Source organism: Chitinophaga deserti, assembly GCF_003149455.1.
Taxonomy (GTDB): domain Bacteria; phylum Bacteroidota; class Bacteroidia; order Chitinophagales; family Chitinophagaceae; genus Chitinophaga; species Chitinophaga deserti.
In genome coordinates, this window is sequence record NZ_QFFK01000002.1 from 334,382 (window position 1) to 359,103 (window position 24,722).

The window sequence follows — 24,722 nt, forward strand, 5'->3', positions numbered from 1 at the left end:
ACAAGATTTCTACGCCCGATGTTGCTGTTTTACCATTTCACAATGCACCCGGTACGGCCTTATGCACTACATCTGTAATCCCGCACACACCAGGTCTTGCCCTCCACATTGATCCCGGTCTGGCCTTAAACTCAACTCCTGATCACCCCACCGGCACGGCTTATATTCCCCCACAAAGAGGCGTCTCCACCGGAACTTACATCCCCCAATAAGATATCTACTCCCGATGATGCTGCTTTGCCATTTCACAACGCTCCCGGTCTGGACTTAAGCACTGCACCTGATTACCTAACCGTCAATGCAAACATGCACCTGAACAAAGTCATATCCACCGCGAATGCCCTGCTTCTACAATACCTCAGCTTCCACATTTGACACGCTGGGTTTAAACCCAATATTTGTGCTGTTTTTGCCCTCACATCACAGCCCTGCCTAATTCCTCCCGATGTTACCGCCAGTCTTTATACAAGTATTCCGGTCTGGCCTTATGCTCAACGCCATACTTCCCCGAGCCGGAGGCCGCTCCATCGCAACCTTCACATCTTCCACAGCCCACTGATCCCAAAACTCAACACTCCTTATACTTTTCAACCAAACCACGCGCATCTTTCAAATCCACCCATGCATTTCCGGTAAAAGAAAAGCCCGGCGCAGGCGCCAGGCTTTCCGGATACTTCTAACCTTCTTTATAAAGGAGCATTCACAGTATATACAAATGTTCTGGAGTTCATATTTAACCCCGTAGCCGGCACCAGTGAAAGCCAGATCCTCTTAATAGTTGCCGTAGGCTTCCAACGGATCACGAAGTAACCCGATCCTGCCTTTGGAGCTATCTGCACTTCTCCCTTAGGGGTTATAAACTCATAGTCCACACCTTCTACCGCCTGGTTAGGCTGCGTTGCCGTGGAGTCATTGACTTTATACTTTACCGTTAACGCCACAGGGAAACGCGCTGCTGCCTGTGTAATGGCAATCCTGATCGTATCGTTCGCTTCCACTGCCGGACGGAATGTGCGGGAAGTAGGATTGAAATCCATCCCGGCAGCCGTGAAATTGAAGGTCATCTTCTTAGTGTTTTCGTTTGGCTTTGCATCACCACCATTCAATTCCATCGAGAAGGATTTACCTGCGGCAGCAGGCTTCACTGAAAAGTAAAACCGGTGGTGGCTGCTGTTTGGGGGAATGCTCAGTTGCCCGAATGCATTCTCGAATTCGATATGATCCGGAGCTTTAGCCGTATTCTTCAACCCGGTAGTATCCCAGGTCATCTTCGTTTCTCCTGAAACCTGTGCAGATATCAGCTGCAGCAGGCCGCTGTCGCGCACCGCCACATTCGCAGTGTAGATGGTTTTAGTATTCACGTTAGATGGCGGATTGGAAAACTCTGCCAGTGCCGGACCGCTGTAAATAAATTCGTTGTCTTTCTTACAGGCAGTGAAGCAGAGCATGATGGCCAGGATACCGCCAGTGTATTGTAGTCTTTTCATGATTCGTTTTTTTGCTTGATCTGTTAATACAAGGGGTTCTGTACAAGTTTCTTGTTTACGTCCAGCTCAGCGAGGGGAATCGGCGCTACAAGTTTGAAATCATTATTATCGATCGTAGTCACCCCTTTAATGATTTGCTGGCCGGTACGCAGGAGGTCGAACAGCCGGTGGCCTTCAAAGGCCAGCTCTATACGCCTTTCCCGCAGGATGGCCTGTATAAGTTCATTATCCTCCAGGTTGGTGAGTGCGGGTAACATGGCACGGGTGTGGATTACGTTCAGGTCTGCCAGCGCATTCGGATCTTTACCGTTTATACGCGCACGGGCTTCGGCACGGTTGAGGTAGAGTTCGGAAACACGGATATACATAATATCGTCTCCTCCACGGTAAGCACGGGCTCCGGGCCATTTCTGTGTCCAGTTAACAGCCTGTCCTCCTTTATTCCCTGCAATAATGAGCGGGTTACGGCGGATGTCTTGTGGATAAAAGGCATTCAGCAATTCTGTCCGCGCAATTACATCCCCATAACCATTGTGCACGGGAGAAACATAAGCGAGATACTGGATGGAGTTAGTACCGAGAGCTTCATACGTTTCAAAGCGGGTACCGAAAATAATCTCCGGATGGAGGTTTCCCCACTTGCTTACATACGTGGCACTGTCGTTCACGAAATTGATTCGTACAGACGGGGTATTGAATGGCAGCTTACCCAGTGCTGCAGTAGCTGCGGCTTCTGCTCCGGCCCAATCTCCCTGATAAAGCAGTACGCGGCTTTTGAGGGCAATGGCTGCCAGACTGCTGGCCCGGAAAGGCCCTACCACACCGGTTACCCCTTCGGCACGGCTCAGTTTATTAGCAGCAGAATCAAGGTCTTTTACAATCTGTGTATATACATCCGCCACTTTTGCCCGTTCAGGGAAACCCGGGAATGCAGGATCGTTGGCATCAATGTTTGCTTCCAGCACAATAGGCACACCCAGCTCAAAATCGTGCATGTACAAAGGCGGACGGGCGTATGCTCGCACCAGGTCGAAGTGGTTCAAAGCACGCAGGAAGTAAGATTCCCCTTTGATCTGTTCACTCTCCGCAAAGGAAATACCCGGAACACCATCAATGAACTTGAAGATGTAATTACAACGGAAGATATTCTGGTAACAGGTTGCCCACAATACAAAATGCGAACCGCGTGTGTTCCTGGATTCTCCCACCAGGCGGTTGGAGTTGGTTGCGGCAATATCTGCATTATCTCCCAGCAGCTCCGACTGCAGAATGAAATCGCGCCCATAGTAGCTGGAAACACGCATGTTGTTGTATATAGAAACCAGCGTGGATGTAAATGCGTCTTTACTCTTGGCGGCGTCATCAAGATTCACTGCTTCACGAGGCTTTGTTTCCAATAACTTTTCGCAGGAAACCGAAAGAATGCCGATGCCGGCTATCAGGATATATAAAAATGTTTTTTTCATGTTGTGCTGTTTTAGAAAGTTACCTGTAGGCCGAAAATCACTTGCTTGCTTTGCGGATATACCCCAAAGTCGCCTGTAGTACCGTTGATCAGCTCGGGATCGTAACCGAAGTAATTAGACCAGGTGTAGAGGTTCATGGCAGTTCCGTAGATCCGTGCAGAACTCATACCCATTCTCGCTGCCGTTTTCTTCGGAAGGTTATATGCAAGCGTCAGCTCTTTGATGCGCATGTAATCTCCTTTTTCAAAAAACCGGTCCGATGTACTGTAGGCCGATCCGGTACCGGTAATGGCGCCGGGGTAGAATGGTTTGGAAACAGAGGTAACATCTCCGGGCTTCGTCCAACGTGCCCATTCAGTGGCTAATTGGTTACGGTCGATGGTACCGCCGGAGCGGGATGCAAATTGTTTATCCTGATTATAGATGTAGTTGCCACCAGAGTATTGCAGGAAAACGTTCAGTGAAAAGTTCTTGTAAGAAAACTCATTGGTGATACCTCCATAATAATCGGGGTCAAGCGTACCGTCGAGGTAAACACGGTCGCGGGCAGCAGTGTTATAGGTAATATTTCCAAGAGTATCATACCACATAGGGCGGCCATCTCCTGCATTCACACCGGCATAGCGGTAAGTAAAGATGGAGTTGATGGGTTTACCTATTACAGTGGAGGTACCGATGCGGTCTACACCGTCGAGCAGTTTGGTTACCCTGTTCTTTAAGAAGGTGTGGTTGAAGCGGGTTTGCCACACGAATTCACCGTTGATATTGATCGTCCGCAATTCCAGTTCAAGCCCGCTGTTCTTCAGTGACCCTACGTTCTGCAGAACGGTAGCAAAACCGGAAGTGTTCGGTAATGGTTTATTGAGGAGGAGGTTAGTACGGTTAGCGATGAAGTAATCCGCAACGATATTCACACGGTCGTTCAGCAGGCTCAGGTCTGCCCCGAAGTTGACGCTTTTGTTGGATTCCCATGTAAGATTGGATATGGCCAGCTGGGTAGGCGCGGCACCCGGCAGTCCTTCGTAGGTACCAGACAGGCCGAATAAGGCGCGGCTGGCATAGTTACCGATAAGACTGTTACCTGTTTCTCCATAAGAAATGCGCAGCTTCAGATCGTTCACCACCGGGTTATCGCGCAGGAAGGGTTCCTGTGTAGCTCTCCACATAAATGATACGGAAGGGAACATACCATAACGGTTGTTGGCCCCGAATCGGGAAGAGCCGTCGCGGCGAAGGGTACCGGATAATACATAACGGTCTGCGTAAGTATAGGTAGCCTGTCCAAATCCGCTCAGCATTTTCCAGTCGTTAAAACCTGCGCCTACACCGGTAGGAGTGGCCACGGCGCTGAGGGTGGTAAAGAGGTAGTTAGGGATACCGGTACCGCTCGCATTAATTCCTTTCAGCACATTATAACGGAATTCCCCACCGATCAGGGCAGAGATATTGTGCCTTCCAATTTCCTTGTTGAAGTTGAGTGTATGGTTCGTTTGCCAGTTCAGGATTTCTGTGTCATAGACGTTTACCCGGCCTACCGGTGCACCGGTGCTGTTTCTTGGGTCATCGAAATCATTTTCCTTGATGGTGGTATACTCTGCGCTAAGTGTGCCTCTGTAGATGAAATCATTACTCAGCTGGTAAATAGCGCCCAGGTTTCCGATCATCTTCATGTTGCGGGCCCTGTAAATGTTTTGGCTCCCTACCTGGAGGGGGTTGATGTAATAGCTGCCGAAAAGGCGCTCTCTGTAACTGCCATCATCATTATAGGGCGACGATCCCGGCCATATCAATATCCCGCCACGGTTAGGGTTGTCGAAAGATCCTGCATTGGCAACACCGTTCTGTTGAAACACGGAAATCAGCAGTCCGTTGGTCAGTTGCAGCTTACTGCTTGCTTTATGATCGAGGTTGAATTTAAAGGTACCGCGGGTAAAGTCGCTGTTCACCACCTGGCCCTGGAACTTGTTCAGGGAGCCGGAGAGGTAGAAGTTCGTTTTATCGTTGCCACCGGAAAGATTCAGTTCATAGTTCTGGATTTTGCCTTTGCGGAACAGCTCATCCTGCCAGTCGGTATTGGGAAGACTGTCGTACTTATTCGTTCCCAGCCTGGTAAACATTTCCCTGTCGGCATAGGCTCTTTTATCCGCCTCCGAACCATTGAAGGAATGATATAAAGATTCCCAGCCCAGCTGTACTACCTGCACTGTACTCAGTACGGGAACTTTTTTCAGCATGGTGGCGAAGCCGGAGTATGCACCCACACCTATTTTGGTTTTACCCGCCTTGCCTTTCTTGGTAGTAACCAGAACCACTCCGTTAGCAGCCTGCGCACCGTAGATAGACGCACTTGCAGGATCTTTCAACACCTGGATGGATTCTATATCATCCGGATTGATGCCTGCCAGTGCATTGGAGGTAGGAAAGTTACGGGTCTGGTCTCCTGAGTTGATCTGGATACCGTCTACGATATACAGCGGGTCGAGGCCACCGGTGATGGAACCCACACCCCGTACGCGCACAGAAATAGCGCCGCCGGGCATACCATTACTGGCTATAACCTGCACACCGGCCATCTTACCCTGCATAGCCCGGTCGAAGCTTTGTACAGGCCTGTTCTCAATATCCTTCTTTCCTACAGAACTAACCGCCCCGGTGCCATTGCCTTTGCGCTGCACCTGGTAGCCGGATACGATAAATTCATTGAGTACCTTATTGTCGGGCGACAATTGTACGTTCAGGACAGAAGAAGCGGGAATGGCGTTTTCCTGGGGAGTATACCCCACAAATGAAAAGTTCAGTGCCCGGAGGGTTGCCGGTACTTCCAGTGAAAACAGTCCTTCCGCATTAGTGATTGTACCGTTACCTGTGCCTTTGATAGCGACGGTTACTCCGGGGAGTGGAGCATTGTCTGTCGCATCGGTAACTTTTCCCCTGATTGTGCGTGATTGCGCAATTGCCTCGGAAAGACAAAGCAGCCACACTGCCAGTAGTAGCATTTTTCTCATAGGTCTCTCGTTTAAATTTCAGTTGATTTTGTATGCGCAAATTAGCTTGCCGCGACGTCATTTAGTATGCTTAGTTGCATCGGTAATGACATAAATTTATTTGTAAATCGTTAATTAACATGTTGTTGCAAAACGAAAGGCTGCTTTAAGCACCTGAATTGAAAGCCTTATTTGTTTCATTCCCCGATTATACCGTTCCGGCTCCGGAAGTCTTCATTTCGGCAAGCCGGTGTTTTCAGTAAAGGGCAGAAGGTTTAGCAAAATGAGCAGGCCTCTATACATTAAATAAATTCACATGCTTTCTCCGGGGTGATCCATAAGGGAGGTTGAGTCGTCATTTGATTTCCATTGATAAACAATTCAAACGTTGTAAACGATGGCCGGCTTGGTTTAGCAGGGTGGGTTAATTACATTTAAACATCCGGCGCAAAAGCTCCCGGAACCCATCCACATGAGAATTGGAAAAACTGTTACAACTGCGCTTTGCGGCCTGGCAATTGTTCTCGCATCCTGTGTTTCCACAGAAAAGGCTGCCAACGCTACCGTTCAATGGAAAAAGAAGAAAGTGCTCGTTTATACCAAAAACGGTAAAGGGTTTGTGCATGATAATATTCCCGAAGCGGTGAAAGCCTTTCAGAAGATGGGGAAGGATCACGGGTTTGCGGTAGATGTTTCCGAAGACCCTGCCGTATTTGATACCGGGAAGCTCCTGGCTTATGACGCGCTCGTATTCACTTCCACTAACAATGATGTTTTCGATACCGATGCACAAAAGGTGGCGCTCATGCGTTACATACAATCAGGAGGCGGATTCATGGGCGTGCATTCCGCCATCGGAACGGAACGGAAATGGGACTGGTTCAAACGGATGATAGGAGGGAGCTTTGCCTGGCATGCTAAATTCCAGAAGTTTCGCCTCGTAGCTGTAGACCCTTCGCACCCTTCACTGAAAGATGTGCCCCGTGTGTGGGAGCGGGAAGATGAATGTTATTTCACGAAAGAAATGTACGGAGGTATTCATCCGCTGCTGGTACACGACGTATCCAGCCTGAAGGATGTAAACGATACGGTACTCCTGCGCAACCAGGGTTCGTTCGGTAACTGGTACCCTGCTGCATGGCACCAGGTTTTTGATGGGGGATATGTTTGGTATACAACCCTTGGCCACCGTAAAGAAGATTATACCGATCCCGTATTCGTGAACCACCTTTATCAGGGTCTCCACTGGCTGGTGGGCCGTACCTCACAACGCAACCCCGCCAAAGCATACGCCACTTCTCCGCAAACACCGGTCGACTATCTACGTTAATAATATGAACATGAAGCAATACCGTTACCTGCTGGGTGCATCGCTGCTGATGGCAGCCTGCCAGCCCGGCCAACCAAAAGAAGAGCAAGACATGGTTCACCTGATCACTTTGGCACCCGGCCACTTCCATGCTGCACTGGTGCAAAAAACAGCCACTCCAGGGATAGACAGTGTAGTGCATGTATATGCTCCCGAAGGTCCTGAACTGGAAGCCCATCTCAATCTCATCAGTCAATATAACGGGAGAGCCGATCAGCCAACCAACTGGAAAGAAGAAGTATATACCGGTGCAGACTGGCTGGAGAAAATGAAAGCAGACCGTAAGGGAAGCGTAGTTGTACTCGCCGGTAATAATAAAGAAAAGACGAATTACATCAACGCTGCCGTGAAGGCTGGTATGAACGTACTTGCCGATAAGCCTATGGCCATCACCGAAGCCGACTTCAATTCTCTTCGTGCAAGCTTTGCAGATGCGGCCTCCGCCAAAGTGCTGCTATACGATATCATGACCGAGCGTTCAGAGATCACCAACATCCTTCAGAAGGAGCTGCTGCGCGATGCCACCGTTTTTGGTGAAATACAACCCGGCACACCGGAGCAGCCTGCTATAGAAATAGAGAGCATCCATCACTTCTATAAAATGGTGTCCGGCAAACCACTCCGCCGTCCTACCTGGTTCTTCGACCCCTCTCAGCAGGGCGATGCTTTGGTAGATGTGAACACACACCTGGTAGATCTTTCTCACTGGATGCTTTTCGACACAACTGCTCTTGACTATACTACCGACATCCGGGTGAATAAAGCCGTAAAGTGGAAAACACCGCTCACACGTGCGCAGTTCTCCACCATCACCGGTGCAGAAACATTCCCCGGCTTCCTGCTCCCTTATGTAAAGGATTCTGTAGCCGGTATCGCGGCAAACGGAACGGTAGACTATACTGTGAAGGGCTTCCACATCCGCCTTTCCGCTCTCTGGAATTTTGAAGCACCTGCAGGCGGTGGCGACACGCATTATGCAATTGCACGCGGTACCCGCGCCAATATCGTGATCCGCCAGGGTAAAGAAGAATCCTGGAAACCGGAGCTTTATGTAGAGCCTGTCGTAACCGATACTGCTTTTGCCACAGCATTGGAAGCTTCTGTAAAACGCCTCTCCGCACAACACCCCGGCATCACTATAGAGCCACAGGGCAAACGCTTCCGCATCCTCATTCCGCAGGATCTGAGAACTGGTCATGAAGCGCACTTTGCAGAAGTGCTCCAGCGCTACCTTGGTTTCCTCAAAGCCGGTGCTGTGCCTGCATGGGAAGTAAAAAACATGATCGCTAAATATTATGTGACCACCGCCGGCCAGGCGATGGCTACCGAAATCACTAAATAACTGTCATGCACGATTTCGATCTTTCCGGAAAAAGAGTACTGATTACGGGTGGTGGCTCCGGCCTCGGGCTGGCTATTGCCCACACCTTCGCGCGGTTTGGCGCCGAAGTGATAATAGCCGGCAGGCGTGCAGATGTGCTTGAGCAAGCTGCAGCTTCCATAGAAGGAAATATACGAACCATCGCCTGCGATCTTTCCCAGCTGGAAGTGATCCCCGAACTGATCGATGGTATTGAATCTGCTTTCGGTCCGTTGGATGTACTTATCAACAATGCAGGTATCCATCTCAAGAAAGATGCGCTCGACGTAACTGATTCCGAATTCGAGACCGTACTCCGTACTAATCTGCAGGCAGTGTTTGCGCTTTCCCGAGAAGCCGCCCGGCGGATGACGGCACGCAATAACGGCAATATTATTATGATCAGTTCAATGGCATCGAAGTACGGTATTCCCAAAGTGATTGCTTACACCGCCGCCAAATCTGCAGTAGAAGGGATGACTAAAGCAATGGCAGTAGAATGGTCGCCTTCTGGCGTGCGGGTGAACTGCATAGCACCGGGATTTATTGAAACCGAGATGTCTGCCAAAGCACTGAACAACGACCCCGAGCGCAAGAACCGTGTGTTGGGGCGTACACCCATGCGGCAATTGGGTAAGCCGGAAGATGTGGCACTGGCTGCAGTATTCCTCGCTTCTCCCGCCGCAGGTTTTATTACCGGAGCCAGCCTTGCGGTAGACGGCGGCAATTCAATCGGATTCTGATCACCCTCAATCATATTCCACATGCGACCCAAGAAAAACGCCGGCGGCGGATCGCGCCGGAACTTCCTTAAGAATGCGCTGGCCGGTGCGGCCGGTACAGTGGCACTGAGCCACATCCCAATGATTGTTCCGGCCCATGTTATCAATGGCCCCCTGGCGCCAAGCAACCGGATCAATATAGGCGCTATCGGCAACGGGCGCATCTCCCGTGAGCATGATATGCCCGGTGTCTGGAAGCATGATGCTGCCCGTATCATCGCCGTATGTGACCTTGATAGTAACCGCCTTCAGAGTGCACAAAAGCTCGTGAACGATTATTACACTAAAAAATCCGGTAAGGCATCTAACGGCGTGAAAGCGTATGCTAATTACCAGGAGCTTCTGGCCGATAAAGATATCGACGCAGTTATCATCAGCACGCCCGACCATTGGCACGTGATCCCCGCCGTAGCCGCAGTTCGTGCAGGGAAAGATGTGTATATGCAAAAGCCCGCTTCCCTCACTATTTCTGAAGGCCGCTATCTCAGCAATGAAGTACATAAAGCCGGACGCATCTTACAAATCGGCAGCCAGCAGCGCTCTATGCCACAGTTCAAAAGAGCATGCGAACTGGTGCGCAATGGCAGAATAGGGAAGGTGCATACCGTTTATGTGGGCCTCCCCATCGACGATCCTGCACAAAGCACTCCCGAAAAAGAAATGCCCGTTCCGGCCGGACTGCAGTACGACCAGTGGCTTGGCGAAACACCCTGGACGCCTTATACTCTCAAACGCGTTCATCCCACCAACGATTTCAGCAGGCCCGGCTGGCTCCGCTGCGAACAGTTCGGCGCAGGTATGATTACCGGATGGGGCGCTCACCATTTCGATATCGTGAACTGGGGCCTCGGCTATGAATATACCGGCCCAATCGAAGTTTCCGCCAAAGCGCAATTCCCAACTGCAGGAAACCTTTGGGATGTACACGGCCCTTTTGAATCAGAAAACATTTATGCAGACGGGGTGAAAGTGCTTGCCAGCAACAGCTATCCCAATGGCGTTAAGTTCGTAGGCTCGGAAGGCTGGATCTTCGTTTCCCGCGGAAACTATGCCGCTACGGCCAACGATCCCGCCAGCATGGCCAAAAACAGCAAAGCCCTCGATGCATCCGATCCCAAAATCCTGTCTTCGATAATAGGTGAAAATGAGATCAGGTTTGTTGATAGTAAAGATCATCATGGTAACTGGCTCGAGGCAATTCAAACCCGGCAGCAGCCCATCACACCCATCGAGGTCGGTCACAGGGCTTGTACTGTTTGCCTGCTGAATCACACAGCCATGAAACTAAAGCGCAAACTTTTCTGGGATCCGGTAAAGGAGCGTTTTATGAACGATGATCAGGCAAACGCCACGCTCAGCCGTCCGCAACGATGGCCATATGTGTTGGATTAATATTATTAAAGGCGGCAGTAGCCGCCTTTTTTATTGAGATTAACTTATCAGTTCGAACAATTCATTTTCAATAAATCCTTTTACTTTGTACTACTAGCTTAATAATCATCGTCTTTCGCTTATCCGTTGGCGGCCCCGTTTGCATCTGATACGATCATCCGGGCTTATCGCCAGGGATACAAATGACCTTAACTATGTGCTCCAAAAATCTGTCGTTACATCTGTTGCTCCTTTTTACCGGGATCAGTGCTCCCGCCTATGCTCAAAACCGCCTAACGGATTCACTCCAAAGGGAACTATCAAAACCGGCAATCTCTCCCGGCGAACAATCGCTTCTCTATAGCGAGCTTGCTGCCAGTCTTCGTTTTATGGCGCCGGATAAGGGAATTGAATATGCCCGGCGCGCCGCCTCTTATGCTCGCACCCAGGGCGATGGTAAGTTTGGTGTTCATGCTTACAATAGTCTTTCCCTTTTGCATTTGATGAAAGACAGTTTGCGCCTTGCCATGGTAGCAGCTGACTCCTGCGACTGGTTTGCTTCCCGGACAGAAGATCCCATTGCATTGGCTACAGCTGATTTTCGCAGGGCCGGTATTCACAATATTAATCACCAGCAGGAAGAAACGATTCTGTCTATCCAGCGGGTGTTCCGCCATCTTGGTAAGAAGGAGAATCTGCAGCTGGAAGCACAGGCTTATTATACAATGTATAGTGTATATGCTGAGCTGGACGATTGGGAGAACGAAGAAAAGTACGCCCGCCTTTGCCTGAAAGCAGCATTGCGCAGCAGGGATCCAAATTTAATCGTTACGGGCTGGGAAGCCATGGGCATAGCACATCAGTTCAGGTATGATAATACCGGCGACCGGCGCTTCCTCGATTCCACTTTGTATGCCAACAAACAGGCAATGAACGTTTCGCGGGATTATAAAGATGTAATGATCAATCCTAACGCCATCGCTGCATCGGCACTTAACACCGCTAATTCCTACTTCGAATATTTCGACGGCAAAATGGGTGATTCCGTAATGCTATACACCGGCATTGCCCTCAATGCAGCATTACTGAGCCGCAATGCCGCTATTATAGCCAACTGCTACGGCTTACTGAATGAAGAAGCCCGCAAGCGGGGCCGGCTGGATGATGCGGAAGCGCTGCTGCGCCAGGCCCTCGCTATCCTTGAGAAAGACCTCCGCCCCAATTACTACCCGCTAAGTAACATCTGCCTTTCCCTTGCCGAATTGCTGGAAGAAAGAGGCAGGCATCAGCAGGCACTGGTATATTATAAGAAGTACCTCGACTACTTTAAGAAACGGTATGATGCTGTTAAACTCCGCGAGAGCAAACGGCTGGAAGCACAATTCAGGTACGCTATGAAAGCGGAATCGCGGTCCGTTTCCAAAGAGCTGGGTATACTGCAGCGGGTGCAGCTTTATCTATATATAGGTCTGGCGCTATTGGGAATAATGGGCCTTGTATTTATGATACGGTCGTTCTACTACAGCCGGCGCTATGCCCGGCAGCGGGAAATGTTGCTGGTAAAAGAAAAGGAGGAAGCCCGCCTGCTCCTTCAACTTAAAACCGAAGAGGCCCTCCGTGCTTCCCTCGAAAAAAAGGAAGCAGAAAAGAAAGCCTCAGCGCAGGAAACCATTGCCCAAATCCAGACTGAAAAAGCCGACCGCCTGGAAGCATCTGCTCAGATACTCACCGAAGAGCAGGCCTGGCTAAGGAAAGAGATCTTAGCCGGCAATCTGCAGATCAATCAGAAGAATGATTTCTTTATGGCACTCCGCGAGCGGTTCGGAAAGTCCGTTCCCGACATCGATAAAATCTTTCTGCAGGAAAACCGGCAAAGCGAAGATTTAGATCAGATACGCCGCACATTGCGCGAACTGCACCCATCCTTCTTCCGCCAGCTGGAAGAAAAAGCCGGACAAAAACTCACCCCGCTAGAAGAAAAATACTGCGCATTCATTTACCTGAAACTGTCCAATAAACAAATGGCAGATATGCTTCACGTGGAGCCCAAGAGTATACAGATGTATAAATACCGCCTCAAACAAAAGCTCGGTCTCGATAAATCAGCATCTCTCGATGTATACATTCAATCCATTAATTAATTGGTTATCAATATAATAACTTTTTTTATGTAGAGTAGGCATGATGTAGATACCCTTTCCATCTGATCTTCCCGCCAATCCAACACCTTTGTGAAACGATTGAATTTGTATTGAATAGGACTATGATGACCCAAAATCAACAACCATCCCTGCGGGAAAAACTTTACGCATTATTTCAGATCGACCTTCCCATTCAGGGGGGCAGTGGTGAAGACTTATGTTCCGCAATTAAGATTGAATACACCGGCCCGGCGATGTTTGTTGCCGTGCAATATGAGGTGCTGGAACTTATTTTCCGGGAACGCAACCTGGAATGGGAGGTTCATGAACAGCGCCTTCACCGGGAAAACGGCCGTATATACGATGTCGTTCAGGTAATAGTCCTGAAAGACAATGATGAACACTTCCCGCAACTAATCGAAAACTATCATTTCGACATTACTGATTGCATTGAAAAAGATCTGACGGAAGACAGTCCTATCTGATTCGGCTTTTTGTGCGGCTGGTTTTTATTATTTTCGGACAATGAACCACGCCGCTATTCTGGCTACCCGTCTCTACCGTCAATTTCTATCCCGCCCGTTTCCCGGATCGCCGGCAGAAGTGGCGAGGCATTTATGTGCTATGCAGGCACAGGACTTCGCAGCGGCCAAGTGGGCCATCGGTCTACGTTGCCCCGGTATTACCGATGCGGATGTTGAAAAGTCGCTCGAAGCTTGTGAACTCATCCGTATATCCAGCCTCAGGGGTACGCTTCATTTCATGCATCCGGAAGATGTACGTTGGATTACCAGCCTGGTAATGCCGCGGGTAACTTCACAATGCACCGGCATGTGGAAAAAGCTTGCACTCGATAAATCCGTTTTCGATCGTGTTTTCCACATCATGCAGGATGCATTGAAAAACGGAGCAGCTCTATCCCGTGCAGAACTAAGGGTGATACTGGAAAAAAACCATATCGCTACCGGCGATCATCGCATGAATCAGTTTCTCACACTGGCGGGGCTCGAACAGGTAATCTGTTGCGGCCCGCGGCGTGGAAAAGAATTTACTTATGTACTGCTGGATGAATGGCTGCCTCACGTGCAGGCTAAACCTCCTAAAAATCCTTTGTCCGAACTGGCAGTACGATACATGGCTGGTCATGGCCCCGCCACTGCAGAAGACTTCTCCTGGTGGTGCGGATTTCCTGTAACTCAGTGCCGGCAGGCATTAAACGAAGCCAGCCAACAATTGGAAAGTTTTGTACTGGCAGATCAAACTTACTACCTCACACAGGGTGATCGTATAGAAAAACCAGACGGTAAACTGCGGTTGCTTTCCGGGTTCGATGAGTATTATATAAGTTATGCAGACAGGTCGCTGGTTGCGGGAAAAGCAGCGCAGGAAGTAATGTCGCCCCAGAACGGGATATTACCATATGTTGTAATTGCTAAAGGAAAAATTGTGGGAACCTGGCGCAGAGAAATCAGGAAGCAGCTGGTGGAAATGGAATATATACCTTTTGAGAAAACCAAAACAGGAGAGCGGGCATTATCAACCGCTGCTAAAACTTATGGTAAGTTCATGGGCTTAGCGGCAACATGGATTGAATAAAGATATTCAGTCTGGCCAAAGCTTATTGATTCGTTCCATGATGTAGTTCATCCGTTTCACTTTATCTTTCGACAGTTGTGTAAACTTTGTTCTGAACCGCTTCAGCTCTTGAGAAAACAATCCGAGGCGTAGTACATGGCGCTCCCATTTTTTCACGTGTCTTTTATTATGCAACATCCGGCATTATCCGTTTTTCCATGTATCCCAGCAGTAAACGGTTTGTTAAGGATGTGCAGGAAATAATTATTTTTGAATCATGACCACCAATTCCATTCCGCGGCAAGCCACTACATCCTGGCGATTGAAAGCTATTTTCACCGGCTCTGTCGGCAACCTCGTGGAATGGTATGATTGGTATGCCTATTCTGCATTCGCGATTTATTTTGCACCGGTCTTTTTCCCGAAAGGCAATGCCACCGCGCAGTTACTGAACACCGCAGCTATTTTTGCAGTGGGTTTTCTCATGCGCCCATTAGGGGGCTGGCTCTTCGGCTCCATAGCCGACCGCCGTGGCCGTAAAACCGCTATGACGCTTTCGGTACTGCTCATGTCTTTAGGTTCTTTACTCATAGCCTGCACACCCTCTTTCGCCAGTATCGGCGTGGCGGCACCCGTCATGTTACTACTGGCCCGGCTCATGCAGGGGCTCAGCGTAGGAGGGGAGTATGGCACTTCAGCCACTTACCTTAGCGAGGTAGCCGATCCTGCACGGCGCGGCTTCTTCTCCAGTTTTCAATATGTAACACTCATCGGTGGACAAATACTCGCACTCGGCGTTCAACTGCTTTTGCAACGCATCTTCCTCACTCCGGAAGAACTTGCAGAATGGGGCTGGCGCATCCCTTTCATTATAGGTGCAGCACTCGCAGTTACCGCATTATTCCTCCGCCGTAACATGCACGAATCAGTAAATGTTGAAACTAAAAAGAAAGACCGCGGATCCGTTAAAGCACTCTTCCGCCATCATCCCCGCGCAGTACTAACTGTAGTGGGTTTAACGATGGGTGGAACCGTTGCCTTTTATACATACACCACTTACATGCAGAAGTTTCTCATCAACACCGTGAAACTTTCCAAAGAAGAATCTACCCTTATTTCCCTCATTCTCGTTATCATATTTGCCTGCATGCAACCACTGTTCGGTAAGCTGTCTGATAAAATAGGACGCAAGCCGCTGCTGATAGGCTTCGGAGTATTGGGTACCCTGTTCTCCGTACCGTTGTTAACAGCAATCAGTCATGCCGGTTCTGTATACAGTGCCTTCTTCCTGATCCTTGCTGCGTTAGTTATCGTGAGTGGATATACGTCGATTAATGCTGTAGTGAAAGCGGAAATGTTTCCGTCGGAAGTGCGCGCGTTAGGTGTGGGATTTCCTTATGCCATCACCGTTGCTGTTTTTGGCGGAACCGCAGAGCCGATAGCTTTCTGGCTGAAAGATATCGGTCATGAATCTGGTTATTATTGGTACGTGACTTTCTGTATTTTCATTTCCCTGCTCGTATACGCATACTCGCGCGACAGTCGCAAAGATTCGTATATGGACAAGGAACAATTATAAATTCGTTGCTATGATGCCTTTCGCTGGAATGCCCTACGGCTATCCACCCGCTTACTGTTACCCCCTCACGGAAGGATGCATGTATATTTTGTTCGCACTTTGCTTTTTCCATGCCTGGAAGAAAGGAGTATCAACCATGGCCTATCTCATAGGTGGCCTGGGTTTCGGGCTGCTGCTGGAATATGTAAATGTTGCCACCAGTGCGGGTTATATATATGGTGAGTTCGGAGTAATGTTTGGTAATCATCCCAACGATATTCCACTTTGCATCGGTATGGGCTGGGCAGTAATTATGTATACTGCTCGCCTGGTAAGTGATGCAGCCGGGCTCCCGCTATGGGGTGCTGCAGCACTTGATACACTTCTTGCAATCAACATCGATTTATCGATGGACGTAACTGCTTACCGCCTGCACATGTGGCATTGGGACTGGGAGCACCGTGCCGGCATCGAGCATTCTCTTACCGGACAGTGGTTCGGCATCCCTTACGGGAATTTCTACGGCTGGCTGCTTGTTGTATTCTTCTATTCATCGTTTTCACGATTGCTGGAAAGGGCCAAAGTGGCAAAGTATAAGAGCTGGAAAATAGTTACCCCTTTGCTGGCCATTCTTGCATCGCAGGTTGCATTATACATTGCATTGTTTCCATTATCTGACTGGCTGAAGCGTTTCGGGGTTACCAGTGCACACCGGCTGGTGGCATTGTTAATATTATTCTCAGTGATAGCAGTACTGGGTTGGCGCAGGAGGCAAAAGGGCCGGCAAGAAAACCTGCCTGTGGTAACCTGGCTGGTGCCGGGATGGTTCCATTTATATTTCCTTGCCTGGTTTTTCCTGGCGGGTTTTTATCTTGAGAATCCAGTGATGACCTATTGGACGATTGCCAACCTGATTGCCGGCATAGTTATCCACATTTTGCTGTTCAGGGCATTGAGGCGGACGCAGGCCTAAATTTGATTATTTTTGTAGGAATATGTACCTCACACTTAAGGCACTTCATATCATTTTCATCGTAACCTGGTTTGCCGGGATGTTCTACATTGTGCGGCTTTTCGTGTATTACACGGAAGCGCAGGAAATGGAGGAACCCCGCCGCAGTATTCTTCAGGATCAATACCGGATCATGATGAAAAGGCTTTGGTTTGGGATCACCTGGCCTTCTGCTGTGCTTACATTAGTTTTTGGTCCGTGGGTAGCGCTGATGTTGGGAAGTATGCCGGTATGGCTGTGGATAAAACTCGCTTTTGTAGCAGGACTTTATATTTACTTCTTTTTCCTTCATGGAATATATAAAGATCTGCAGGCTGGAGTTGTAAAGCGCAGCTCTACTCAGCTGCGCGTCTGGAACGAAGTAGCTACTATTTTTCTGGTGGCTATCGTTTTCCTCGTAGTCCTCAAAAGTTTACTTAGCATGATGTGGGCCCTGGTTGGCCTTGCCATTTTTACTGCGGTACTGATGATCGCTATCAAAATCTACAAACGCATCCGCGAAAATAAAAAGTAAGCTGTTACTTTTTCCCCATGGTAACCTGCAGACTTAAGCCGGCGGAATACAGTTTAACTTCACCTTCACCCACACCGCCGAGTGGAATTTTTACATAGGGTTGTATACCCCAGTTCACACGGCCTTTTGTATTTTTCTCCCATCCCGCACTGATATTTAACACGGAAAAATAGTGCTGGTTCTGGTTACTAAAAACGCGTGTGCGTTTATAATAATTGGGATAATAGTAATCATATTTTTCGCGCAGCATGAAATACGTGGATACCCCTGCGCTCACATTCCATCTTCCTGCCGGGCGGTCAGCAAATACATAATGGATATTTAATGGCACATCAATCACATCACAATCTGCATCAATTTTAGTGTATGTTCCAGGGTATGGTGTGTTGTATTCTTTAGGGGAAGCTTTGTATAATTTTTTCGTGTAGGCTGCTCCTGTACTAAAATAGATCCGGTTATTCACATGATACCTGAGCAGTAGGCCTCCGGTAAATCCTGAACGCATACCAGTGAAAGACCGGGTGGTGTTAACATCCGGCCCAAAGTGGATACCACCTTCGAAACCCTTACGGCGCGGGGCTTTCCAGTTATCCCGTATATTATTTGCAAGCAGATTCGTGTCTGCGTTTTCCACATTTACTGGAGGTGTAAGCTGATTGTTTCCTGATTTATTGGCATCAGGTAATGGCTGCGAAGTCTTTTTATCTTTTCCGGTTACGTTAGCTAAAGGAAGGATAGGTTTATCCACATTACCAGGATCGCTTTTGGCAGAATTATTTTCCAGTGGAGTATTTGATGCCTTCAATGTATCGTTATCCACACGGTTCGCATCAGGAATTTGCTTTCTTATGTTGTCAATTTCATTTCCTGCATTGGGGGCCGACTTATTCACATTACCTGCCGGTAATGAATTATTATTCCGTTTAAACAGAGATAACTGATCTCCTGATTTTCTTCCATTCACTTTTTTATTGTTGGAAGAAATTGTTTCAGCAGGATCAGTTGCTTTATCCACATTCTGTTTTTTACCGGATGCAGAATTTTGATGTGTAACAATTGGCGATGACGAATTGCCGGATGGAAGTTTCGTTGCGGTAGAAGGGCTTTGGGAAATTATGTTTGTCTTAGCGGAATCAGTGCTATTGATTACTTCAGAATTATTTGAGACTTTTTCATTTTGTGTGATAACAGGAGCGGGGTTATCCACAGTTTGTGTTGCGAAATACCACCATCCGCTGATTCCTAAAAATAACACGAGTCCGCTCAGCCACCAGAAAAGTGGTCGGCGGCTGCGAGGTCCATCCAGCATTTTTTCCATTCGCTCCCAGGCCATGGGTTCAAATGGTGCTTCCGCATCTTGCAGCTTTTTTCGGATGTTATGTTCAAATTGTTCGCTCATGACGTTTGGACAGCGCCGATGGAACCGGTGCCGGAAATATTCATGGATGTTAAAGCTTCTATTTTTTCTTTGAGGATCCGTTTCGCCTTAAACAAATTGGATTTCGACGTGCCTTCAGAAATTCCCAGCATCGTTGCGATTTCATTATGCTGGAATCCTTCCACTACATACAAATTGAAAACGGTCCGGTAGGCAGGGGGGAGGTGTTGAACCACCAGCAGAATTTCTTCATAAGTCAGTTTACTAATTGCATGATCATCGGGCATGCCCAGATCGTAAACCTGGGTGATGTCTTCCGTAAAAGCGATTTTCTTTCGGCTACGCAAATGATCGATTGCTGTGTTGGCCATTATTTTGCTCAACCAGCTTTTGAAAGGTCGGGACGTATCGTAAGAATCGATGTGGTGAAAAATTTTCAAGAACCCGTCATTTAAAATTTCAATCGCCTCTTCTTTGTTATTCGCATATCGCAAACAGATTGCCATGGCATATCCGAAGAATTGCCGGTAAAGTGCTTCCTGGCTGGAGCGGTTCCAGTTTCTGCAGCCCGTTATGATTGCTGATATGTCCTGCACTGATTTTTTGTTCGGGTCCCGTAACCGCGGGAAATCGGATGGCTAAAATTTTTTTCGGGCGTTTTATATCTTATGTACGGATTTTAATTTCTGATAGTTGCCTCTCGATTAAAAAATACCCATGTAGACTTCCAATTTTTGGCTTATTTTCTCTCATTCAAATTTAAGCCTCTTTTTAGGCTTATTATTCAAACGAAGCTTATTTTGATATAACTACCTCAGTCATGAGGAGATCTTCGAAATTTGAGGACGTTTTTAATTTATTGAAAATCAATTAGTTATAATATTTTCTATCAACGCTCCATTTTTTCATGTGGAACATAAAAAAAGCGCTCCCGAAAGAGCGCTTATTTTTATTCGTTTTTACTTTTTTCTTAACGGCCCATATAAACCATGAGAATTTGTACATCGCTTGGATTCACTCCGCTGATCCTGCTGGCCTGTCCAAGTGTGCGTGGTTTGATGCGCGTAAACTTTTGACGGGCTTCATTAGAAAGTGAAACCAATTTAGAATAATCAAACGTTTCCGGAATTATAAGATCCTCCAATTGGCTCATCCGTTTTACCAGCTCATTTTCTTTCTCGATATACACATCATACTTCACCTGAATTTCTACCTGCTCTAAAACTTCTTTCGAGAAATTTTCCAGTGCTTTCGCCACCTTAGGCAAATGTTGTTGCATAGAAAATATGTCGATACCAGGGCGAAGGAGAATTTGATGCGCTCTTTGTTTCTGTGTAAGTGGCGCCGATCCGCTGGCTTGTAACCATGCATTTGCTTCTTCTGGCTCGAGTGGCAAGTCTTTCAAAATCGCTTTGATCTTATCCACACCTTCCAGTTTTTCCTTAGTTCGCGCCATACGTTCATCGCTAGCTAAACCAATTTCATGACTACGTTCGGTAAGCCGTAAGTCCGCATTATCCTGACGGAGTAATGTACGGAACTCTGCACGCGAGGTAAACATACGGTAAGGCTCATCGGTTCCTTTGTTGATAAGATCATCAATCAGTACTCCGATATATGCTTCACTGCGTTTCAATACGAGTGGCGCCTGGCCGGTTACTTTAAGGTGTGCATTTATGCCTGCCATCAATCCCTGGCAGGCGGCTTCTTCATAACCGGTAGTTCCGTTGATCTGACCTGCAAAGAATAGGTTAGGAACCTGCTTCGTTTCGAGTGAAAATTGTAATTGGGTAGGCGGGAAGTAATCATACTCGATCGCATATCCCGGGCGGAACATTCTAACATTTTCAAATCCGGCTACAAGACGAAGTGCTTTAAGCTGTACATCTTCAGGCAGAGAAGTTGAAAATCCGTTCACATAAATCTCTACTGTATTAAAACCTTCCGGTTCTACGAACAACTGATGCCTTTCACGTTCCGCAAAGCGATTGATTTTATCTTCAATCGAAGGACAATAACGCGGACCGATTCCCTGGATGCGACCCTGATACATGGGTGAGCGGTCAAAGCCGGTCTTCAAAATATCATGGACCTGTTCAGAAGTATAGGTGATCCAGCAGGAGCGTTGTTGATCCGGACGGATCTTTTCTACGTCCATATAACTAAAGCCAACGATTTCATCGTCGCCTTTTTGTTCTTCCATTTTGGAATAGTCGAGTGAACGTCCATCAATTCTGGGAGGGGTGCCTGTTTTAAGCCGGTCGCTTTCAAGACCGAGAGATACGAGTTGTTCTGTAATTCCGGTAGCAGCTTTCTCTGCTACGCGGCCTCCACCAAATTGTTTATCGCCGATATGGATAACTCCATTGAGGAAAGTACCGTTTGTAAGTACAACGGCTTTGGCAGAAATCTCATGGCCTAATCCGGTGATAACACCTTTACACTCTCCATTTTTAATGATGAGGCCCTTTACCATATCCTGGTAGAAGTCCACATTCGGAGTATTCTCCAGCGCTTCTCTCCATTTTGCGGCAAAAAGCATACGGTCGTTCTGCGTGCGTGGACTCCACATAGCGGGACCTTTGCTTCTGTTAAGCATCCGGAACTGGATCATGGACTGGTCGGTCACGATGCCGGAATAACCTCCCAGGGCATCAATCTCACGAACGATCTGGCCTTTGGCGATGCCTCCCATGGCAGGGTTGCAACTCATCTGGGCGATCGTTTGCATGTTCATAGTAACCAGCAGTACCCGGGATCCCATATTGGCAGCAGCAGCGGCGGCTTCACAACCGGCGTGGCCTGCACCAACAACAATAACATCGTAATCAGGGAACATATCTGAATTTTGGAAAGTGCAAAGTTAAGTCAAAAGATTGATGGACAGGGGAGAAGTTGAATAGTACCTGAGCCAATAAAGGAGATTGGATAAGCCTATAGGCAGGCATGGAGCTGATAGCAGGTATGTAATATAATAGGAGTGACTTCGATACTGGATGGCATCTATTTCTTACAGACTAATTCAAAGACACCTGTACCTCCAGATACTTACCTATCTGTTTCAGTCTATTTTCATGGGAGTATTTCAGCAGGGGGAATCCTATATATTCCTACCTGGTACCGTATATTAATGAGGGGTGCTCGTGGCATAACTTTATATCAATTCCCCATCAGGACCATTTGACCAGGAAATAGAGCATAATAGTGGACAAGGATTTGGCTGGCTTAAGCTAAAAAGCTTCCTTTTCAGAAGAGTTGCAGTCTGTTTTGCTTATTCCCTTTTAAGTATTCCCTGCCCGGAAGCCTGAATCCTAATAGTTAGAAGGCACCAAAGCTTCACCAGCACATCCCTGCTTAAATAGAAAACACTTCACTCTTATCGGAATTCAACATTGTAGATACCTTTCCTATTATAACGAACCTCTAACCAGGATAATAGCCGGTCGCTAATGAATACCAGGGATCCTTATTCAGGTCTTAAATACTTACTTCTGGTTCATATCTTCTACTTACGATACAGAAAACCTCTCTGGTAAGATAAATGCGCCTACATAAATTGGTATGATAACCCCTTAAACCCGTTTACAAGAGTAAAGTGTACAAGCTTCCCCACCAGATAGGGCTTACTTAACCATGGTATGAATTGTATCCTTTCAACCATGATTATCCTCTTTATTGTGCAGAGTAGAGGATACCCTTCCGGAATTACTGTGTTCATAAAAGACCCACCCAGGGGAAACATCTATAAAGCACCCAAATGCAAGCGCCTTACTACACTAACCTAAATTCTTTTAAACTTAACCTAAACACCCAATGGGCAGACTGGTTACCACAAGGTAAAATCAACCCCTTTCATTTTCTCACCCCTGACAACTCCCTTGCTGACAATAAAAACCAATTGGGAACACTGGCTTGTTTCTAAGAGAATAAACCAGGGACTACTTAGACCCCAGATTATTGACAAGCCTTCAATACCTGAGTAATATGGTTACAGGAGGGGGGTAGACCTTCTTTCCAGCACTCTATGCTCTAACTATACCCCAATACAACAGATCGATGAAGCTTAAGACCATGTAACCTACCTCTACCGGAACCAATTAAACTTTATTCATGCTTACAGGCTACCTATCTATGTCTGATAAACTATCGATAGGAGCCTCTATTTCGCCCAAGGGCCTTAAACCCTAAACCAATCAACACCTTTACACCTAATTCCTGTACCATATAGACTAGTAAGCCATGTAATCCTCTTATAATGAGCCTTTTTCCATACCCTTACACCAAGAATTCCCAATGAAACCCTATATACCAGGCATGTAAAGGCAGATTTCATCAGTGTAAATACTCTCAACTGGTTGCTGTCCCTTCCCGTGGTTCCCTACCCATTAACCTTAAGGCATAAAATGGCACTACTCAAGAGTATTATTTAAGGATGGCTTAGCCTTAGACCCAGACATAATACATTCCAAGCCCCGGAATACAATAATACCGGAAGGCAGATCTATCAATTCCATACATAAATAGCTACTACAATACCATAAACTGCATATTCCTTCCTCGAATAAGCTTAGGGACACATGAAATCCACACAAAGAGGGGCAATTACCCATTTCATGTCCATATATTCGCCAATCCCCCTGTATACCAGGCTGAATATGGCTATTCTGCCTGCCTTAATCAATAAGTAACTTAATATGCCATTTCATTTCTAGTAGTCCTGCTCAACTTGAGACTCTATCTATAGGTAATACACTACTATCTACCTATTGTTCCACGTGGAACATTCGAAACTTGGTATATTCCCCATGTTCCACGTGGAACATCAATGAAAGTGCCCTATCCCTACCAATCTATAAAGAGAAAACCCAGCCAATCCATTACCATACTCCGATTATCAATGTTTACCTAGCCCAACAGCATTCAAACTCCCTAATAGACACATCCCATAGCGGATTAGCATTACAAAACATTCGTAGCCCCTCAGAAAACCCTGAATCATATGGATCTCTATCCTAAAACATGTGGTTATACCCTAAAACTTAAATGCAGAAGCTATTCTTTGGCCTCATCAAGAGCTCTTTAAAGTACTTAGCCGATTAAAAGCAATAAAGGAACCTAATGTTCCACGTGGAACATGCTCACCTAAAAGAATTCCCTCATTTTTCTAGGTGGATCAACAGCAAACTGACTCTGTCGAAGCATAGCAACATATTGACCTGGCTATTAATAGGAACTAAGCAATATTCAGTTGAATCCATCCTCCTGTAATAGGGGATCGGGCCATACAAGCTTACTAATCCTCATAAAATCTTCTATCCAGGAAGAATCCAGGATTAAAACCAGCGGAATAGTGGTTATGGCACCTATTTAATCTCTCAATAAATGCTTTACCCCTTAAAAAAAGATCGTTTGGTTGGATTCAGATCCTAAATAGTGTTTAGAAACTTTACCAGAGGCTTTGAGTAACCTATAAACCTGTTACCCTCCTAACTCCTTAGCATAGAAATTTCATTATGCACGGTAGCATGCATATACAATAGTTATAGGTAGTTACTTCTGCTCCTAAATCTCATAATATCAGGCACGTAAACAATTGAATTATGAAGGGTATAACTCAATAGATATAAGTTAAAGGCAGAAACCGATACTGAAATCAATAAGTGGGAGGTAATAACAGGCCTTAAAAGCGATAACACGGGACAGAATAAACCAAAAGGGCTATTAA

The 24,722-nt window shown here is 47.1% G+C and carries 16 protein-coding genes; 10 read left to right on the plus strand and 6 right to left on the minus strand.

Annotated elements, in window-relative coordinates; genetic code table 11:
* Positions 1–686 precede the first annotated feature (686 nt).
* Genes DEV76_RS05425 through DEV76_RS05435 form a run of 3 tightly spaced genes read right to left on the minus strand, consistent with a single transcriptional unit; the run spans position 687 to position 5,958 of the window.
* Positions 687–1,487 carry a hypothetical protein gene (locus tag DEV76_RS05425; RefSeq protein ID WP_109695899.1) on the minus strand — a complete coding sequence of 267 codons (801 nt, stop codon included), beginning with the start codon at positions 1,485–1,487 and terminating at the stop codon, positions 687–689.
* 23 nt (positions 1,488–1,510) lie between these two features.
* On the minus strand, positions 1,511–2,953 hold the full coding sequence (locus tag DEV76_RS05430) for a RagB/SusD family nutrient uptake outer membrane protein (RefSeq protein WP_109695901.1): 1,443 nt from the start codon (positions 2,951–2,953) through the stop codon (positions 1,511–1,513).
* Positions 2,954–2,964: 11 nt separating this feature from the next.
* Positions 2,965–5,958 (minus strand): SusC/RagA family TonB-linked outer membrane protein, encoded by a 2,994-nt coding sequence (locus tag DEV76_RS05435; protein ID WP_109695903.1) that lies wholly within the window; start codon positions 5,956–5,958, stop codon positions 2,965–2,967.
* Between the two features lie 451 nt (positions 5,959–6,409).
* Between DEV76_RS05435 and DEV76_RS05440 the strand changes: the two genes are divergently transcribed.
* The 10 genes from DEV76_RS05440 to DEV76_RS05485 all read left to right on the plus strand — a co-directional run bounded on the left by DEV76_RS05440 (position 6,410) and on the right by DEV76_RS05485 (position 17,619).
* A complete protein-coding gene (locus DEV76_RS05440; RefSeq protein ID WP_109695905.1) occupies positions 6,410–7,267 on the plus strand; it encodes a ThuA domain-containing protein in 858 nt (285 codons plus the stop codon).
* 10 nt (positions 7,268–7,277) lie between these two features.
* A complete protein-coding gene (locus tag DEV76_RS05445) occupies positions 7,278–8,648 on the plus strand; it encodes a putative oxidoreductase C-terminal domain-containing protein (protein ID WP_109696676.1) in 1,371 nt (456 codons plus the stop codon).
* A 5-nt stretch (positions 8,649–8,653) separates the two neighbouring features.
* On the plus strand, positions 8,654–9,409 hold the full coding sequence (locus tag DEV76_RS05450) for an SDR family NAD(P)-dependent oxidoreductase (RefSeq protein ID WP_109695907.1): 756 nt from the start codon (positions 8,654–8,656) through the stop codon (positions 9,407–9,409).
* 21 nt (positions 9,410–9,430) lie between these two features.
* A complete protein-coding gene (locus DEV76_RS05455) occupies positions 9,431–10,840 on the plus strand; it encodes a Gfo/Idh/MocA family protein (RefSeq protein ID WP_109695909.1) in 1,410 nt (469 codons plus the stop codon).
* 194 nt (positions 10,841–11,034) lie between these two features.
* A complete protein-coding gene (locus tag DEV76_RS05460; RefSeq protein ID WP_157962729.1) occupies positions 11,035–12,960 on the plus strand; it encodes a tetratricopeptide repeat protein in 1,926 nt (641 codons plus the stop codon).
* Between the two features lie 122 nt (positions 12,961–13,082).
* Entirely contained in the window at positions 13,083–13,445 is a 363-nt protein-coding gene (locus DEV76_RS05465; RefSeq protein WP_109695913.1) for a hypothetical protein, read from the plus strand.
* A gap of 40 nt (positions 13,446–13,485) precedes the next feature.
* Positions 13,486–14,556 (plus strand): winged helix DNA-binding domain-containing protein, encoded by a 1,071-nt coding sequence (locus tag DEV76_RS05470; RefSeq protein WP_109695915.1) that lies wholly within the window; start codon positions 13,486–13,488, stop codon positions 14,554–14,556.
* Between the two features lie 256 nt (positions 14,557–14,812).
* Positions 14,813–16,114, plus strand: a complete 1,302-nt coding sequence (locus DEV76_RS05475; RefSeq protein ID WP_109695917.1) for an MFS transporter — start codon at positions 14,813–14,815, stop codon at positions 16,112–16,114.
* 10 nt (positions 16,115–16,124) lie between these two features.
* Positions 16,125–17,066: a carotenoid biosynthesis protein gene (locus DEV76_RS05480; protein ID WP_109695919.1), complete on the plus strand. Its 942-nt coding sequence runs from the start codon at positions 16,125–16,127 to the stop codon at positions 17,064–17,066.
* A 22-nt stretch (positions 17,067–17,088) separates the two neighbouring features.
* Entirely contained in the window at positions 17,089–17,619 is a 531-nt protein-coding gene (locus tag DEV76_RS05485) for a CopD family protein (protein ID WP_109695922.1), read from the plus strand.
* Between the two features lie 4 nt (positions 17,620–17,623).
* Here the strand turns inward: DEV76_RS05485 and DEV76_RS05490 are convergent, their stop codons facing one another.
* From DEV76_RS05490 to mnmG, 3 genes are all read right to left on the minus strand, one after another.
* The gene (locus DEV76_RS05490) at positions 17,624–19,018 is read right to left on the minus strand and encodes an outer membrane beta-barrel protein (RefSeq protein ID WP_109695924.1); all 1,395 of its coding nucleotides are present in this window, start codon (positions 19,016–19,018) and stop codon (positions 17,624–17,626) included.
* The gene (locus tag DEV76_RS05495; protein ID WP_109695926.1) at positions 19,015–19,593 is read right to left on the minus strand and encodes an RNA polymerase sigma factor; all 579 of its coding nucleotides are present in this window, start codon (positions 19,591–19,593) and stop codon (positions 19,015–19,017) included. The genes DEV76_RS05490 and DEV76_RS05495 overlap by 4 nt, the downstream gene beginning before the upstream one ends.
* A gap of 374 nt (positions 19,594–19,967) precedes the next feature.
* Complete coding sequence (gene mnmG, locus DEV76_RS05500) at positions 19,968–21,836, minus strand: tRNA uridine-5-carboxymethylaminomethyl(34) synthesis enzyme MnmG (protein ID WP_109695928.1); 1,869 nt, start codon at positions 21,834–21,836, stop codon at positions 19,968–19,970.
* Positions 21,837–24,722 lie beyond the last annotated feature (2,886 nt).